Genomic DNA, 16,089 nt, shown 5'->3' with positions numbered 1-16,089 from the left:
CCCGCGCCCTACCGGACCGGGACGAACCGGAGGGGGGCCCCCGGCACGGCCTGGGCGGCCGCCGCCAGGTCCCGCTCCCGCACCACGGCCACCACCGGGTAGCCACCGGTCGTGGGATGGTCCGCGAGGAACACCACCGGGCGCCCGTCCGGCGGCACCTGGACCGCGCCCAGGACCATGCCCTCGCTGGGCAGTTCGCCCGTCACGGCACGTTCCAGGGGAGGGCCCTCGGTGCGCAGCCCTATGCGGTTGCTCGCCGGGGACACCCGGTACGCGCGCGTGGCAAAGGCCCGGAGCGCCGCACTTGTGAACCAGTCGTCGCGCGGGCCCAGCCGGACCCGCAGCACCAGCTCCTCGGGCGGGGCCGGCCACGGCACGGTGTCGGGCCCGGCCGTCTCGTGGGGCTCCGGCCCCAGCGGCAGCACGGTCCCGTCCCGCAAGGGGGCCGGGCCGAGCCCCGAGAGCAGGTCCGTGGAGCGGCTGCCCAGCACCGGGTCGGCGGCGACGCCCCCGGCGAACGCCACGTAGGAGCGCAGGCCCCGCACCGCGGCGCCCACGTCCAGCACGGCGCCCGCGGGGACGCGTACCGGGGCGCCCCAGGCCGCCGGCCGCCCGTCCACCGTCACGGGGCAGGGCGCGCCGCCCACCGCGACGGTCACCGCGCAGCGGGGCCGCACCGCGCACCCGTCGACGGTGGTCTCCAGTACGGCGGCGTCCACGGCGTTGCCGACCAGCCGGTTGGCCAGACCGCTCGCGTACGGGTCGAGGGCGCCCGAGCGCGGCACGCCCAGGTGCGCGTGGCCGGAGCGCCCCAGGTCCTGCACGGTCGTCAGCGCCCCTGCCCGTACGACGGCGAAGGCCCGGTCCGTCATCGGCGCCCCACGCCCTGAGGTACGAAGCGCACCCGTGTACCGGGCGACAGCAGTGCGGCGGGCTCCCGCGCGGGGTCCCACAGCACGGCGTCGGTCGTCCCGATCAACTGCCAGCCCCCGGGCGACGAACGCGGGTACACGCCCGTGTACGGGCCCGCCATCGCCACCGAGCCCGCCGGCACGGCCGTGCGCGGAGTGTCCCGCCGGGGCACCTCGTACGCCGCCGGCAGCCCGGTCAGGTAACCGAACCCGGGCGCGAACCCGCAGAACGCCACCCGGAACTCGGCCGCCGCGTGGATGCGCGCCACCTCGTCCGGCGTCACGCCCCACAGGGCCGCGACATCGGCGAGGTCGGGCCCGTCGTACCGGACGGGGATCTCGACGGCCGGGTCCACGCGCGCGTGGAGCGGCGCGATCTCCCACCCGGCGACCAGCGCGGCGAGCCGCGCGGGCTCAGCCACCCCGTCCAGCAGCACCGTCCGCGCGGCCGGGACGATCTCCGTCACGGCGGGGAGCGCACCGGCCGCCCGGCGGCGCAGCAGCTCGGCGTGGAAGGCCTCGGTCTCCTCGCCGCTGCCGAGCTCGACGAGAAGGGCCCGCTCGCCCACCGGGAGGGGCCTCATACGAAGGCCTCCACACGGACGCCCGAGGATTCGAGCCGGTCCCGGACGCGGCGGGCCAGGTCCACCGCGCCGGGGGTGTCGCCGTGCAGGCACAGCGAGCGGGCGCGGACGGCCACCGAGCGCCCGCACCGGGAGGTGACCACACCGAACCGGGCCATGGACACGGACCGCTCCACCACGGCCGCGGGCTCGGTGATGACCGCCCCCTCCTCGCGGCGCGGTACGAGCGTGCCGTCGGCGGTGTACGCGCGGTCGGCGAACGCCTCGGTCACCACCGGGAGTCCGGCCTTCTCGGCCACCTCGTGCAGCCGCGAGCCGGGCAGCCCCAGCAGCGGGAGCCGTTCGCCGGTCAGCATCACCCCGTCGACCACCGCCTGCGCCTGGCCCTCGTCGTGCACGACCCGGTTGTAGAGCGCCCCGTGCGGTTTCACGTACGACACCCGCGCACCGGCCGCCCTGGCGAAGACCTCCAGGGCGCCGATCTGGTACGCCACTTCCGCGGCCAGCTCGTCGTAGGGCACGTCCATGGAGCGCCGTCCGAAGCCCGCCAGATCGCGGTAGGACACCTGGGCGCCGATCCGCACCTTGTGCTCGGCGGCCAGGTCGCACACCCGCCGCATGGTGGCCGCGTCCCCGGCGTGGAAGCCGCAGGCCACGTTGGCGCTGGTGACGACCGACAGGAGCTGTTCGTCGTCCGTCAGTCGCCAGTGCCCGAAGCCCTCTCCCAGGTCGGCGTTGAGGTCGATCGAGGCCCAGGTCATGGTGGTGTCTCCCTACGTTTCCGTTACGCCAGCTCGCGGCCGCGCGTCTCGGGCAGGCCGAGCAGGGCCAGTACGGCGATGCCGTAGCCGACCGCGCCGAAGACCAGTGCCCCGCCCACGCCCCAACTGTCGGCGAGGAAGCCGACCAGGGTGGGGAAGAACGCGCCGACCGCCCGGCCGGTGTTGTACGTGAATCCCTGGCCCGTGCCGCGTACGGCCGTCGGGTAGAGCTCGGCGAGGAACGAGCCGAAGCCGCTGAAGATGGCCGACATGCAGAAGCCGAGGGGGAAGCCCAGGACGAGGACGAGACCGTTCGCCCCGGTGGGGATGTTCGTGTACGCGAGGATGCACACCGCCGAGAGGAAGGCGAAGATGACGATGTTGCGCTTCCGGCCGAGCCGGTCGGTGAGGTAACCACCCGTCAGGTACCCGATGAAGGCGCCGGATATCAGGAAGGTCAGGTAGCCGCCCGTACCGACCACGGTCAGTCCCCGGTCGTTCTTGAGGTAGGTGGGCACCCAGGTGGCGAGCGTGTAGTAACCGCCCTGGACACCGGTGGACAGGAGCGTCGCGAACATCGTGGTCCGCAGCAGTCCGGGCCGGAAGATGGCCGTGAGGGAACCGCGCTCGCTGCTCGACCGGCGTACCTCGGCGGCGTGCGGCGCGTCCTCGACGTTCCTGCGCACCCAGATGACGAGCAGGGCCGGAAGGGCGCCCGTCCAGAACATCACGCGCCAGGCCGTGTCCGGGTCGAGGAAGTGGAAGACCAGCGTGTAGACGATGACCGCGAGGGCCCAGCCGGCCGCCCAGGCGCTCTGGATGCCGCCGAGCGTACGGCCGCGGTGCTTGGCGGAGGCGTACTCGGCGACCAGGATCGCGCCGACCGCCCACTCGCCGCCGAACCCGACGCCCTGGAGGGCACGGAAGACCAGCAGGGTCTCGTAATTAGGGGCGAATCCGCACAGAACGGTGAAAAGCGCATAGGTGATGACCGTGATCATCAGCGCCTTCACCCGGCCGATCCGGTCGGCGAGGATGCCCGCGAGGATGCCGCCGACCGCCGACACGACGAGCGTGACGGTGGTGAGCAGGCCGGTCTGGCCGCTGTTGAGGCTGAAGTAGGCGGAGATCGCCACCATGCTCAGCGGCAGCGTGAAGAAGTCGTAGGAGTCCAGGGCGTAGCCGCCGAACGCGCCGCCGAAGGCGCGCCGGCCGCGCGGCCCGAGCGCGCGCAGCCAGGCGAACGCGCCGCTGTCGTCGGACAGTTCGGCCGAAGGGGTTCGAGGGGACCGGGTTGTGCTCATCTGCACCTCGCAGAGGAGAGCGGGAAACGAGCGGTGTCCCCAAGGTAGGGATTGTTGAACGATCCGACAAGGGGTTCGTTCCCTCGTTCTCGTTCGCCGTTTTCCTTCTACGATGAGCGGGGCGTGACGAGGCGGACGAGAAGAGGGCGCTGTGGGGACGACGGGCTCCGGGAGCGAACGGGGCGGCGGACTGGCGGACGACCGGGCGCTGCTGGGGCGTACGAGCACGGCGGAACGGGTCGCGGACATCCTGCGCACCCGCATCGCCGAAGGCTTCTTCCCGCCGGGGACGCGGCTCTCGGAGGACAGCATCGGCGGGGCGCTGGGGGTGTCGCGCAACACCCTGCGGGAGGCGTTCCGGCTGCTGACGCACGAGCGGCTGCTCGTCCACGAGCTGAACCGGGGCGTGTTCGTCCGTGTCCTGGCCGTCGGTGACGTGGTGGACATCTACCGCACGCGACGGCTCGTCGAGTGCGCCGTCGTCCATGACCTGGGCGAGCCGCCGTTCGCGCTGGACGGGCTGATCCGGGCGGTGACGGAGGGGGAACGCGACGCGCGTGAGGGCGACTGGAAGGGCGTCTCCACCGCCAACATCCACTTCCACCGGGAACTGGTCGCCCTCGCCGGCAGCGACCGCATGGACGAGCTGATGCGGGGCGTCCTCGCCGAACTCCGGCTCGTCTTCCACATGGTGGACGACCCGCGCGCCCTGCACGAGCCCTATCTCATTCGAAACCGGGAGATTCTGGACGCTCTGCGGGCGGGGGAGCGGACCAAGGCCGAGCGGCTGCTCGTGGACTACCTGGACGACTCCCGTGAGCAGTTGGTCCAGGTTTATGCCCACTTGGTGGAGAACGATCCGCCGGCGGTCACCGGCTGACACACGACCGCCCGTGCGGGGGCGCACGAGTGGGCCCGGGCGGTCCATCTGCGCCGTTTCGACCGTTGTCAGTGCGAGGACCTAATCTGTGCAGCGTGACTTCGCCTGCCTCGACGGAATCCGTTCCGCCCCAGCTCAGCGCGGGGCCGCGGCCCGCCCAGGGCCCGGCCGCCGACGAAGGGCTCGCGCGGCGGCTTCGCGCGCTCGCGTGCACCGCGCCCCTGCACGACCTGGACGCGCGCAAGGCGAACCTGGCGGGGGAGTACTCGACGTACGCCATGGCGGAGATCGCCCTCGCCGCGATCGACCTCGTCACGCTCAACATGGACTTCGACACGGGCGCCGACCATGAGCAGATCGTCGCCCGGCTGCTGCCCAGGGTCGCCGCCCAGGCCCCGCAGCGGCCCGCCGCCGAGCACGAGCGGGTGGCCCGCTGGGTGCTGGAGAACCTGATCAACGTCGGCAGCGTCGACCGCGGCTTCCGCGCCGTGTACGGCACGTTCGGCACCGACGGCGTCTACGTGCGCCGCGACTACGACTTCAAGCTCATCGAGGAAGTCCCCGGCTACGGCGGCAGCGTCTACCTCCGCACCACCGACGAGGCGGTCAACGTCCTCGTCGGCGCCCTCGACACCGACGTCACCAGCGCCCAGATCGCCGCCGAGGTCAAGCTGGAGGTGCTGATCAGCCGGGGCCGGCTCGCCGACGCCCAGCTCGCCGCCGAACAGGCGCGGTACCGCACCGTGCAGTACGCGGAGACGCTCCGCAAGACCCTGGAGGCCACCCGGCGCAACGTCCGCGCCGTCGACTGGCTCAGCGCCGTACCGGACATGATCGACGAGGCGCTCGACCACGTCGCCGACCGGTACCGCCACGAGAACGCCATCCTCACCAACATCCGCAAGGCCCGCGACGAGGCCGAGGCCGCGTCCGATTCAAAAACGGCGGAGCACAAGCGGCGTGCCGCCGAGCTCGTCGACATCGTCAAGGACTGCATCCGCCGCCACACCCAGCTCCAGTCCCGGCTCCTGGAGGCCGGCCCGCTGTTCCGGGCCGAACAGGACCGGCAGGCGTTCGCCCAGCCCACCGCCCGCACGGGACTCGACCTGTACGGGCAGCTCGTCGCCCCCGTCCTGCCACTGCCGGTCGAACAGGCCATCAGGGTCACCGACGCGTACTTCGCCCACGGCACCGGCCTGCGCGCCCCCGGTTGCGTGCGCATGGGCGACCTGGTCGAGCTGCTGCTGACCCCGCCGGTCGAGCGGGAGCACCTGGGCGCCGAGATGCCCGAACCGGACCTGATCGCCACGCCCGACGACAGCCGGTTCAGCGAGGAGCAGATGGCGAGCGCCATGGAGCTGCTCGACCTTGAGCACGACGCCCCGCGCCGCCTCTCCGGGCTGCTCGCCGAGGCCCGCCGCCGCGATCCCGAACTGCCCTACCTGGTCGCCCTCCTGGCCATACACGCGGCCAGCCCCCCGGTCGGCACGGCCTACCGACAGGGCGAGGAACGCCTGCTGTTCGCCGTCGACGACGGCACCGAACTCGACGACCCGGAGTTCGGCGGAGCCGACCTGATCGTCGGCACCGCCCTCCTGGACGCCGCCGGCATGGCCGCCGACCGCACGGACGCGGCATGACCGCCTCCGTCGGCGCCCGCCGGCCCCGGGCCGCGCCGCCCCCCGGAGTGTTCCCGCCCCCACACCGATCCACCAAGGAGCCCCAGCCGTGAGCGACCACCACGCCGAGCACGCCGACGCGGTGAGCGAGCCGGACGCGCTCCAGCCGGCCGCGTCCGGCACCGTCACGCCCGCCGACGCGGCCGACGCCGCCCGGCTGGTCTCCTTCGGGCTCCAGCCCAAGCTGCTCCCCGCCCGCGACGCCGAGTACACCGACCTGCTCCGCCGGTACCGCGAGGAACCCGCCTTCGCGCGGCTCGCCGACGCCGTCGCGACCGGACTCGGGCTGATCGTCCTGGAGGTCTCCCCGCGCGCGGGGATGGCCGTCACCGCGGGCGAGGACTCGGTCTTCGCCGTCCGCATGGGCGACTACGCCCGCCGTGCCTCCACCGACTCCGCCGACCGGTTCCTGCACGGCCTGGCCCACCTCGCCGTCGCCGCCATGGCGTTCCCGCGCCCCGAGGACCTCGCCGACGACGCGTACATCGGCCGCATCACCGTCAACGGCGTCGACGCCTTCGTACGCCAGGCCTGCCGCCGCCTGGAGGAGCGCGCCGAAGAACAGGGCGAGAACACCGACCCCGCCACCGACGCCCCCGGCCTGGAGGCCGCCTGGCGCATCTACGCGCGCCGCAGCGCGACCGGCGCCACCAAGGACGCCCGCCGGCTCGCCGGTTCCACCACCGGCATCATCGGCAAGGCCGTCGCCTTCCTCACCGACTCCGGGTTCCTCCAGCGCACCGGCGACGAGGGCGGCGGCTCGTACCGGACCACCGCCCGCTACCAGCTCCAGGTCCGTGACATGGCGGGCAGCGCCGCCATGGCCGAGCTGCTGGAGCTGGGCATCGTCCCGGTCAGCGACGGCTCGGCCACCCTCCTGCCGCCGCCCGAGGGCGACGACCTGGAGCTGGCCGCCGACGCCGGCCTGCCCTTCCACGCGTAACACGACAGCACACGACTGAAAGTCCGCCGACATGTACGAGTTGTCCCGGGTCCGCCTCTACTCCATCGGGCCCGCCGGTGCGCGCTACGCCGACACCGTGCTGGACCTGCGCGGAGTCGGCGCGCCCGTGCCCAACCCCGCCCCCACCCAGGCGGAGTTCTTCGAGGAGGAGCCGGTCGGCCCACCGCGCCGCCCCGCGCCCGCGGGCGTGCTCTTCCTGGAGAACGGCGGCGGCAAGTCCGTCCTGCTCAAGCTGATCTTCTCGGTGATGCTGCCCGGCCACCGCAACACACTGGGTGGCGCCAGCTCCGGTGTGCTGCGGAAGTTCCTGCTCGCGGACGACTGCGGGCACGTCGCCCTGGAGTGGCAGCACACGCTGACCGGGGAGTGCGTCGTGGTCGGCAAGGTGAGCGAATGGCGGGGCAGGCAGGTCTCCAACGATCCGCGGAAGTTCGCCGAGGCCTGGTACTCCTTCCGCCCCGGCCCGGGTCTCAGCCTCGACTCGCTCCCGGTCGCCGAGTCCACCGCCGTCCGGCCGCCCGCCGAAGGGGTCTCCGGCGCCCAGGGCCGCCGCCGCACCATGAAGGGCTTCCGTGACGCCCTCACGGAGGCCGGCAAGGCGTACCCGCACCTGGAGGTCTACTGGGAGGAGATCCACGACCGCTGGAACGAACACCTCGGCGACCTCGGCCTGGACCCCGAACTGTTCCGCTACCAGCGGGAGATGAACGCGGACGAGGGCGAGGCCGCCGGCCTCTTCGCGGTCAAGAAGGACTCCGACTTCACCGACCTGCTGCTGCGTGCCGTCACCGACACCCGTGACACGGACGGCCTCGCCGACCTCGTCAGCGGTTTCGGCAACAAGCTTGGCCGCCGCGCCGAACTGACCGCCGAACGCGACTTCACCGCCGGCTCCGTCGACCTCCTCGGCCGGATCGTCGAAGCGGCCGACACGCGCGCGCGTGCCCGCGACGTCCACGCCGGAGCCGAGCGCCGCACCCGAACGCTCGCCCGCCGCCTGTCCGCCCGCGCCGCCGAGGAACGCGGCCGCGCCGCCGAACTGGCCGCACAGGTCACCGCCGCCGCCCACACCGTCACCGACGCCGAGGACGCACGGGCCCGCGCCTCCCTCGTCGCCGCCGAACTGGCCTACCGCCACGCCTCCCTGGCCCTCACCGCCGCCGAGAAGGGCGCCGCCGCCCAGCGCCGCGAACTGTCCGACGCCCGTACCCTGCACGCCGCCTGGCAGGCCGCCGAGGCGGTCCTCAGGCACCGCGCCGCCGCCGACCGCTCCGCGCGCGTGGCCGCCGCCATCCGCGAGGCCGAGCGGGACGCCGCCCCCGCGCTCGCCGCGCGTGCCAAGGCCGCCGCCGACCTCGTACGGGCACTGCACGCGGCCGCCGAGGAGGGCGAGCGGCACGCCGACGAGGAGGAGGAGCGCTCCGCCGCCCTCCAGGAGGCGGGCGAGACCGCCCACCGCGACGCCACCGCCGCCGCCACCGAGGCCCAGCGCGCCCGCAGCGAAGCCGGCCACCTGCGCCAGCGGCTCGCCGAGGTCGAGCAGGAGACCGCCGAAGCGGTACGGGCCGGATGGCTCGACGACACCGCCCCGGACGCCGACCCGGCCCGCGCCGCGCTCGCCGCCAGCGACGCGGAGAAGACCACCGTCGCCGCCTGGGACGCTGCCCGTGACGCCGCCCGCGCGGCGGCCGACCGCGCCCGCGAAGCCGCCGCGGCCGAGTCCCGCGCCGAACTGGCGGCCGCCCGCGCCGCCGACGCCGCCCAGGCCGCCGAGAGCGCCTACCAGGCGGAGCACCGCGCCGCCGAGTCCATCGCCGCCGAGGAGCGCCTCGCCGAGCTGCTGAGCCTCCCGGGCACCGCCAGGCCCGCCGTCCCCCAGCCCCGCCAGGGCGGGGAGCCGGACGAGGCGGCGACGGTGCCCGTGCGGTCCGCCCAAGGGCCGCTCACGGTCGAGGAGTTCGACCGGTACGCGGACGAACTGCGCGAGCTCCTCGACCAGGGCATCGCCTCCGCCGAGCGCAAGCTCTTCGAGCTGCGCACCGCCGCCGCCGACGACTCCCGCATCCTCGGCGCACTCGGCGACGGCGGGCTCCTGCCGCCCGGCCCCGACGTCCTCGCCACCGTCGAGTACCTCGGCGAACAGGGCATCCCCGCCCTGCCCGGCTGGCGCTACCTCGCGCAGGCCGTGGACCCCGCCGACCACGCCGCCGTGCTCGCCGCCCGCCCCGAGCTGGTCGACGGTGTCGTCATCACCGACCCCGTCTCGTACGCCAGGGCACGCGAAGTCCTCGCCGGCGCCGCGCTCCTGCCGCGCTCCGCCGTGGCCGTGGGCACCGCCGCCGCGCTCCTCGCCCCCGTGCCCGGGCCGACCGGCACGGACACCGACGTCTTCCTCGTACCGCCGAACCCGGCCATGCACGACGAGCACGCCGCCGACGAGGAGCGCCAGGCCCTGCGCGCCCGGGCCGCCGCCCGCGACGAGGAGATCCGCACCCTCGCCGCCCGCCTCACCGGTGACCGGTCGCTCGCCGCGCGCATCGGCTCCTGGCGGGCCGACTGCCCGCCCGGCATGCTCACCGAGCTGGCGGAAGCCGCCACCACCGCGCGCGTGGCCGCCGAAGCGGCCGAGGCCGCACTCGCCGAGGCCCGCACCGCACGGGCCGAGGCCGACGAGGCGGCGGCCGACACCGCCCGGGTACGCGACGAGCGGCAGGACGCCGCACAGCGCGCCCGCCGGGCCGCCGACGCCCTCGCGGGCCTGGCGTTCCGGCTGCGCGAGCGGGCCGGCTGGCAGGCCAGGCTCCGCGAACTGGCCGACGAGGCCGCCGAGTACGAGGCCCGCGCCCAGACCTGCCTGGAGCGGGCCCGCGCCGCCGACGAGGACCGCCGCGCCGCCCAGCGCGCCGCCGACGACGCCCACCGCACCGCCCGCGCCCTCCGCGCCGAGCGCGCCGAGATCGCCGGCGCCCCCGAGAACCTGCCGGAGGAGGACGGCGACGAGCCCCGCGTGCCGCTCGCCGCCCTCCGCGAGGCCTACCGCGCGGCCTCCCAGCTCTACGAGAAGGTCGGCGTCGGCGCCGACCTGCGCGCCGAACAGGCCCGCGCCGAGAGTGATGAGAGCGCCGCCCTCGCCGAACTGGACCGGCTCACCAACAAGGTCCGCACCCGCGCCGCCCAGCTCCTCGAAAGCCCCGACGGCGCGGACGGGCCGTCCCGCCAGGCCGCCGCCGCCCGCGCCGAGTCCCTGGTCCAGATGCTGGAGTCCCGCGCCTCCGAGGCCAGCGAGAAGCTCGGCCGGCTGCGCGGCGAGGCAGAGCGCCTGGCCCCCGCGGACGGCGAGTCGCACACCGAGCTGCCCGAGGAGCTGGTGCCCACCGACGCCGACCACGCCCAGTCCCTCCTCCGCACCGCCACCACCGAACTGGCCACTCGCACCGACGCGCTGGAGATCGCCCGCGCCACCCACGCCCGGCTGCTCCAGGCCCACCGCGCCGCCGAGGACGCGGCGGGCGGCTTCGACGAGACGGCCGCCCTCCTCCGCGACCTGCTCAGGGAGCACACCGACGAGGACCAGGACGAGGCACCCGAGCCGTACCCGGGCAGCCTGGAGGAGGCGCGCCGGTCCGCCGCCGAGGCACGGCGTTCCTTGCGCGGCTGCGCGGCCGACCTGTCCGCCGCCGACGCCGCCGTACGCGAAGCCTGCGACGTCCTCGTACGGCACGCCAACTCCACCCGCTACGAACAGGTCCGCACCCCCGCCCGGCAGCAGATCCGCGAACTGCCCGCCTCCGCCCTGCCCGAGCACGCCGCCAAGTGGGCCGACGCCTTCGCGCCCCGGCTGCGTGTCCTCACCGACGAACTGGCCCAGCTCGAGCGCAACCGGGACTCGATCGTCGACCGCCTGCGCGGCCTGGTGGAGTCCGCGCTGGCCACGCTCCGTTCGGCACAGCGCCTGTCCCGGCTCCCCGAGGGCCTGGGCGAATGGTCGGGCCAGGAGTTCCTGCGGATCCGCTTCGAGGAGCCCGACCAGGCGACGCTCATCGAACGGCTCGGCGAGGTCATCGACGAGGCGACCCGCGCGGCCGTCAAGAAGAACTCCGACCTGCGCCGGGACGGCATGTCGCTGCTGCTGCGCGGCGTCCAGGCCGCGCTCCAGCCCAAGGGCGTGTCCGTGGAGATCCTCAAGCCCGACGCGGTGCTGCGCGCCGAGCGGGTCCCCGTGGGGCAGATGGGCGACGTCTTCTCCGGCGGCCAGTTGCTCACCGCCGCCATCGCCCTGTACTGCACGATGGCCGCCCTGCGCAGCAACGACCGGGGCCGCGACAAGCACCGGCACGCCGGCACGCTGTTCCTCGACAACCCGATCGGGCGCGCCAACGCCACGTACCTGCTGGAGCTCCAGCGGGCGGTCTCCGACGCGCTCGGCGTGCAGTTGCTCTACACCACCGGCCTGTTCGACACGACCGCGCTCGCCGAGTTCCCGCTGGTGATCCGGCTGCGCAACGACGCGGACCTGCGGGCCGGCCTGAAGTACATCAGCGTGGAGGAGCACCTGCGCCCCGGCCTGCCGCAGCCGGCCACCGAAGGGGAGACGGTCGTCCACGGCGAGATCACGGCCACCCGCATGTTCAAGCGCACCCCCGATCCGGAGGCCGCCGCCATCGCCGACTAGCCCCCGGCAGCGGCGCCCCCGACCCCGCCCGCGCCCCGGGGCGCGTGCCCACACCGCCCCGGACGCCCGCGCCGGACGGCCGCGCCGGACGCCCGCGCCGGACGGCCGCCCCCGCGCGGGCGCCCAGGCGCCGCCGGGGCGGCGCGCACGGGCACGGCCGGCAGGCGTATACGGCCGCTTCGACGCGCCCGCTCGGGCCGCCGTGCACGGGCCCCACGCATACGCACGGGCCCCGACGCCAGGCGTGCGGGGCGCGCGTCCCGCGCACGGGGCCCGACGCCAGGCGTGGAGGTCGGCGACTTTGCGGGCTCCGCCCGCCACTGCGCCAGGCGCACGGTCCCCGCGCCGGCGCCGCCGGTCGGCCGCGTACGCGGTCAGGCGCGTGACAGGTGGCTGTCGTTCGCGCCCTGCCGTTGTCGTATGCGCGCCGTCTCGCGGGCCTCCGCGCGGGCGGCCCGGCGCGCCCGGCGCCGTTCGCGCCGGAGCCGGCGCGCCGTACTGCTCGGCGTCGACACGACACCGTGCCGCTGGTTCCACACCTGCCGCGTCACCCACACATCGAGGGCGGCCCAGGTCGCGACGACCGTGCTGCCGACACTGCTGAGCACCATCGGGAAGGCCAGCCAGGACGCCGTGAGCGTGCAGAAGAACGCCACCATCGCCTGTATCAGCGTCAGCGCCGAGATGAGCACGGCACGCACCGCCGCCGTACGCACCGGGTCGGGGAGCCTCCGCCTCCCCACCGGCTCTTCCACCCACAGTTCGCGCCGTGCCGCCGTGCCCATTCGAATCGCCACTCCCCACGACCGACCGTCTCCTGGGTGGCTGCCCGTCTTGAGCCGCTTTACGCCGACAGTTCTCGCCTCCCCGTACAGAACGACGAACGGCCGACGGCGAAGATTCCCCCCGGAACGCGCAATTCCAGCCATCCGTCGCGCGCCCGGAAGTGACGCCCCGCCAGGTGTCATCCACCACACCGGCAATTGTCAACGCCCTGAATACCAGGACAACTCATGATCTGCGCTCCACGGTGCGGCTGAAAATCGCCCGGACGTCCCTTCGAGTTGTCCGTGATGCAGTAGTAGGCTCGCGCCGTTTGTTGATGTGTTGATGGGTACACCCACGCCGGACGGCAGGGCAGGGCAGGACGGGTGCGAGTGGGGGAGGCCATGCGCTTTCGCGGGAAGTCGATCCGCCGGAAGATCGTGGCGTTGCTCCTTGTGCCGCTCCTCTCCCTCACGGGCCTGTGGGGCTTCGCCACTCTCATCACCGGACGTGAGGCCAGTCAGCTCCTGGACGTCGGCTACATCGTCGACAAGGTGGGCCACCCACTCGACGACACCGTCCGCGTCATCCAGCGGGAACGCCGCCAGACCCTGGTCTACCTGGCCGACCCCCGCGCCTCCGACGCACTCCCGGCGCTCCGCCGCGACCGCGCCGCCACCGACCGGGCCATCGCCAGGATCCGCGCCAACGCCAAGGACCCCGGGGTGATCGACGCCCTGCAACCCCAGGCGGCCGGAAGGCTCACCTCCCTCCTCAAAGCGCTCGACGACCTCACCTCCCTGCGCCGCTCCGTCGAGAACCGCGCCGTCGGCCGGATCCAGGCACTGGATTTCTACAACCGCCTCATAGACCCCTGTTACAGCTTCCTGACCAACCTCCACGCCCTGGACAACGTGGAGATGGACAAGCAGGGCCGCGCCCTGGTCGGCGTCGTCCGAGCCCGGGAGATGCTCTCGCGCGAGGACGCCCTCGTGGTGTCCTCCCTCATCAGCAAGCGGATCACCGCCGAGGAGATCCGCGCCATCTCCGACCTCGTCGCCCACCGCGAGCTGCTCTACGAGGTCAACCTGGAACTCATGCCGGGCTCCGAACGCGAGATATTCCAGGCCTACTGGCGCAGCCCCGAAACCGAGCCCCTGCGCGACGCCGAGGACGAACTGCTCGCCGCCGGCGCCACCGACGACCCCCGCACCATCACCGCCGCGACCTGGCAGGAACTGGCGAATCCCGTTCTGAACGAACTCGCCGGCGAGAACACCGAGGCCGGCAACCGCTACCAGGACCGCGTCGAGCCCGCCGCCCACAGCGTGCTGCTCAAGGCGGGCGTCGCCGGCGTGCTGGGCTTCCTGGCCCTGCTCGTGTCGGTCATCGTCTCCGTACGCATCGGCCGCGGCCTCGTGCGCGACCTTAGGCGGCTGCGCAAGGAGGCCCAGGAGGTCTCCGGCGTACGGCTGCCCAGCGTGATGCGCCGCCTCGCCGCCGGGGAACACGTCGACGTCGAGACCGAAGTACCGCACCTGGAGTACGAGAAGGACGAGGTCGGCCAGGTCGGCCAGGCCCTCAACACCCTCCAGCGGGCCGCCGTCGAAGCCGCCGTCAAGCAGGCCGACATGCGCCGTGGCGTGTCCGAGGTCTTCGTCAACCTCGCCCGCCGCAACCAGGTACTGCTCCACCGCCAGCTCACCCTCCTCGACACCATGGAGCGGCGCACGGAGGACACCGAGGAACTGGCCGACCTGTTCCGCCTGGACCACCTCACCACCCGTATGCGCCGCCACGCCGAAGGCCTGGTGATCCTCTCCGGCGCGGCGCCCTCGCGGCAGTGGCGCAAGCCGGTCCAGTTGATGGACGTCGTACGGGCCGCGGTGGCCGAGGTCGAGGACTACGAGCGAATAGAGGTGCGGCGACTGCCGCGCATCGGAGTCGGCGGCCCGGCCGTCGCCGACCTCACCCACCTCATCGCCGAACTCCTGGAGAACGCCACGGTGTTCTCCCCGCCGCACACCGCCGTCCACGTCCACGGTGAACGGGTCGCCAACGGCTTCACCCTGGAGATAGACGACCGGGGCCTCGGCATGGCCCCGGAAGCCCTGCTCGACGCCAACCTGCGTCTCGCCGAGACACCCGAGTTCGAGCTCTCCGACACCGACCGGCTCGGTCTCTTCGTCGTCAGCCGCCTCGCCCAGCGCCAGAACGTGCGCGTCTCGCTCCAGCCCTCCCCGTACGGAGGCACCACCGCGGTCGTCTTCATACCGGCCGCGCTGCTCACCGACGCACCCGAGACCCAGGGCGCCGGTTTCCGGCTGGACCGCAAGGGCGGCAAGGACGCACCGCACCGGCGGGCGGCGCTCTCCAAGGTGCCCTCGGGCCTGTCCTCGGGCACCGGGCCGTCCGTCCTCGACGGACCGGTCGAACTGGAGGCCCCGGTCGGCGCCCTCGGTCTCGACGACCGGCTCGCCGACCTCGGAGACCTCGACGACCGGCTCGGCGACCTGGAGGAGACGGAGAGCGAGCGCGGAGGCCTCTTCCGCGCCCGGCCGCCGCTGCGCCCCGTCTCCGGCCCCCACGCCGACCACGAGCAGCACCAGCAGGCCGCCGACCACGGCCAGGACCAGACCCCCGAGCGGCGGCCGTCCGGCGGCCCCGTCCCGCTGCCCCGCCGCAAACCGCCGACGCTCATCGCGCACCGCGGCCGACGCCTGGACGAAGGCGGCCGCACCCACCCGGCGTCGCCCGAAGCACCCGCGCGCACCGGCCACCCCGCCGGCCCCGCGCCTGCCGCCCCCGCAGCCGCCGGCCCGGGAGCCGCCGGTCCCGCGGCCGAGGACGAGGCGACCATGCTGCTGCGCGGCCTTCCCCGCCGGGTACGCCAGGCAAGCCTCGTGCCCCAGCTCAGGGAGGCGGCCGGACGGCCCGCCGCCGAGGGGGGCAGGGAGAGCGATCGAGGCACCGGTCGCGACACCGAACGCGAAGCGGAAGAAGTACGCAGCCGCATGGCCGCGATGCAACGCGGCTGGCAGCGAGGGCGCCGGCAGAACGCCGAAGGCACCCCGCGCGCCGGTCACGGCGAAACAGCACCAGGAACGACACCGGAGGGGGACGGTCGATGACCGCACCGAACGCTGCAGCACCCAACACCACCGGCTCGACCGGCGAGCTGAACTGGCTCCTCGACGAACTGGTCGACCGGGTCGGTTCCATCCGCAAGGCGCTGGTGCTCTCCAGCGACGGCCTGGCCACGGGGGCCTCCAAGGACCTCAGCCGTGAGGACAGCGAGCACATGGCGGCCGTGGCGTCGGGGTTCCACAGCCTCGCCAAGGGGGTCGGCCGCCACTTCGACGCCGGGCGCGTCCGGCAGACCGTCGTCGAGCTGGAGGAGGCCTTCCTCTTCGTCACGGCCGCGGGCGACGGAAGCTGCCTCGCCGTGCTCGCCGACGCCGACTCGGACGTCGGGCTCGTCGCGTACGAGATGACGCTGATGGTCAAGCGGGTCGGCGCCCACCTCGCGACGGCACCTCGGACCGGACTGCCCGCCGGAGGGTGAGGGG

General features: G+C 74.1%; 11 protein-coding genes. 6 read left to right on the top strand and 5 right to left on the bottom strand.

Translation table 11 applies throughout. The features are described 5' to 3' along the window. Positions 1–8: 8 nt before the first annotated feature. The 4 genes from ACZ46W_RS24455 to ACZ46W_RS24440 are packed head-to-tail and all read right to left on the bottom strand — an operon-like array spanning position 9 to position 3,560. Entirely contained in the window at positions 9–872 is an 864-nt protein-coding gene (locus ACZ46W_RS24455) for a 5-oxoprolinase subunit C family protein (protein ID WP_468341262.1), read from the bottom strand. Further along, positions 869–1,495, bottom strand: coding sequence for a 5-oxoprolinase subunit PxpB (gene pxpB, locus ACZ46W_RS24450; RefSeq protein ID WP_468341259.1), 627 nt, complete (start codon positions 1,493–1,495; stop codon positions 869–871). Before pxpB ends, ACZ46W_RS24455 begins: the two co-directional genes overlap by 4 nt. Next, positions 1,492–2,256, bottom strand: coding sequence for a LamB/YcsF family protein (locus ACZ46W_RS24445; RefSeq protein WP_468341257.1), 765 nt, complete (start codon positions 2,254–2,256; stop codon positions 1,492–1,494). Before ACZ46W_RS24445 ends, pxpB begins: the two co-directional genes overlap by 4 nt. A 23-nt stretch (positions 2,257–2,279) precedes the next feature. Beyond that, positions 2,280–3,560: an MFS transporter gene (locus tag ACZ46W_RS24440; protein ID WP_468341254.1), complete on the bottom strand. Its 1,281-nt coding sequence runs from the start codon at positions 3,558–3,560 to the stop codon at positions 2,280–2,282. A 151-nt stretch (positions 3,561–3,711) separates the two neighbouring features. Between ACZ46W_RS24440 and ACZ46W_RS24435 the strand changes: the two genes are divergently transcribed. From ACZ46W_RS24435 to ACZ46W_RS24420, 4 genes are all read left to right on the top strand, one after another. Next, positions 3,712–4,440, top strand: a complete 729-nt coding sequence (locus ACZ46W_RS24435; protein WP_468341251.1) for a GntR family transcriptional regulator — start codon at positions 3,712–3,714, stop codon at positions 4,438–4,440. Between the two features lie 95 nt (positions 4,441–4,535). Then, entirely contained in the window at positions 4,536–6,080 is a 1,545-nt protein-coding gene (locus ACZ46W_RS24430) for a hypothetical protein (RefSeq protein ID WP_468341248.1), read from the top strand. An 88-nt stretch (positions 6,081–6,168) separates the two neighbouring features. Then, positions 6,169–7,062: a hypothetical protein gene (locus tag ACZ46W_RS24425; protein ID WP_468341245.1), complete on the top strand. Its 894-nt coding sequence runs from the start codon at positions 6,169–6,171 to the stop codon at positions 7,060–7,062. A gap of 31 nt (positions 7,063–7,093) precedes the next feature. Continuing rightward, a complete protein-coding gene (locus ACZ46W_RS24420) occupies positions 7,094–11,755 on the top strand; it encodes a hypothetical protein (RefSeq protein ID WP_468341242.1) in 4,662 nt (1,553 codons plus the stop codon). A 374-nt stretch (positions 11,756–12,129) separates the two neighbouring features. Here ACZ46W_RS24420 and ACZ46W_RS24415 read toward each other — a convergent pair whose 3' ends face one another. Further along, positions 12,130–12,540, bottom strand: coding sequence for a hypothetical protein (locus tag ACZ46W_RS24415; RefSeq protein WP_468341239.1), 411 nt, complete (start codon positions 12,538–12,540; stop codon positions 12,130–12,132). Positions 12,541–12,924: 384 nt separating this feature from the next. Here ACZ46W_RS24415 and ACZ46W_RS24410 point away from each other — a divergent pair, with 384 nt between their 5' ends. Next, positions 12,925–15,651: a sensor histidine kinase gene (locus tag ACZ46W_RS24410; RefSeq protein ID WP_468341236.1), complete on the top strand. Its 2,727-nt coding sequence runs from the start codon at positions 12,925–12,927 to the stop codon at positions 15,649–15,651. Further along, positions 15,648–16,085 carry a roadblock/LC7 domain-containing protein gene (locus tag ACZ46W_RS24405; RefSeq protein WP_366130805.1) on the top strand — a complete coding sequence of 146 codons (438 nt, stop codon included), beginning with the start codon at positions 15,648–15,650 and terminating at the stop codon, positions 16,083–16,085. The genes ACZ46W_RS24410 and ACZ46W_RS24405 overlap by 4 nt, the downstream gene beginning before the upstream one ends. The last annotated feature ends 4 nt before the right edge of the window (positions 16,086–16,089 follow it).

The organism is Streptomyces sp. NPDC031064 (assembly GCF_055570965.1).
This window is presented reverse-complemented; position numbering and strand designations above follow the sequence as displayed.

What these genes read in the sequence shown, in the direction of transcription:
- ACZ46W_RS24415 (WP_468341239.1), bottom strand. Translation starts at nt 12,540, where the DNA reads ATGGGCACGGCGGCACGGCGCGAACTGTGGGTGGAAGAGCCGGTGGGG.
- ACZ46W_RS24410 (WP_468341236.1), top strand. Translation starts at nt 12,925, where the DNA reads ATGCGCTTTCGCGGGAAGTCGATCCGCCGGAAGATCGTGGCGTTGCTC.
- ACZ46W_RS24420 (WP_468341242.1), top strand. Translation starts at nt 7,094, where the DNA reads ATGTACGAGTTGTCCCGGGTCCGCCTCTACTCCATCGGGCCCGCCGGT.
- ACZ46W_RS24445 (WP_468341257.1), bottom strand. Translation starts at nt 2,256, where the DNA reads ATGACCTGGGCCTCGATCGACCTCAACGCCGACCTGGGAGAGGGCTTC.
- pxpB (WP_468341259.1), bottom strand. Translation starts at nt 1,495, where the DNA reads ATGAGGCCCCTCCCGGTGGGCGAGCGGGCCCTTCTCGTCGAGCTCGGC.
- ACZ46W_RS24405 (WP_366130805.1), top strand. Translation starts at nt 15,648, where the DNA reads ATGACCGCACCGAACGCTGCAGCACCCAACACCACCGGCTCGACCGGC.
- ACZ46W_RS24455 (WP_468341262.1), bottom strand. Translation starts at nt 872, where the DNA reads ATGACGGACCGGGCCTTCGCCGTCGTACGGGCAGGGGCGCTGACGACC.
- ACZ46W_RS24440 (WP_468341254.1), bottom strand. Translation starts at nt 3,560, where the DNA reads ATGAGCACAACCCGGTCCCCTCGAACCCCTTCGGCCGAACTGTCCGAC.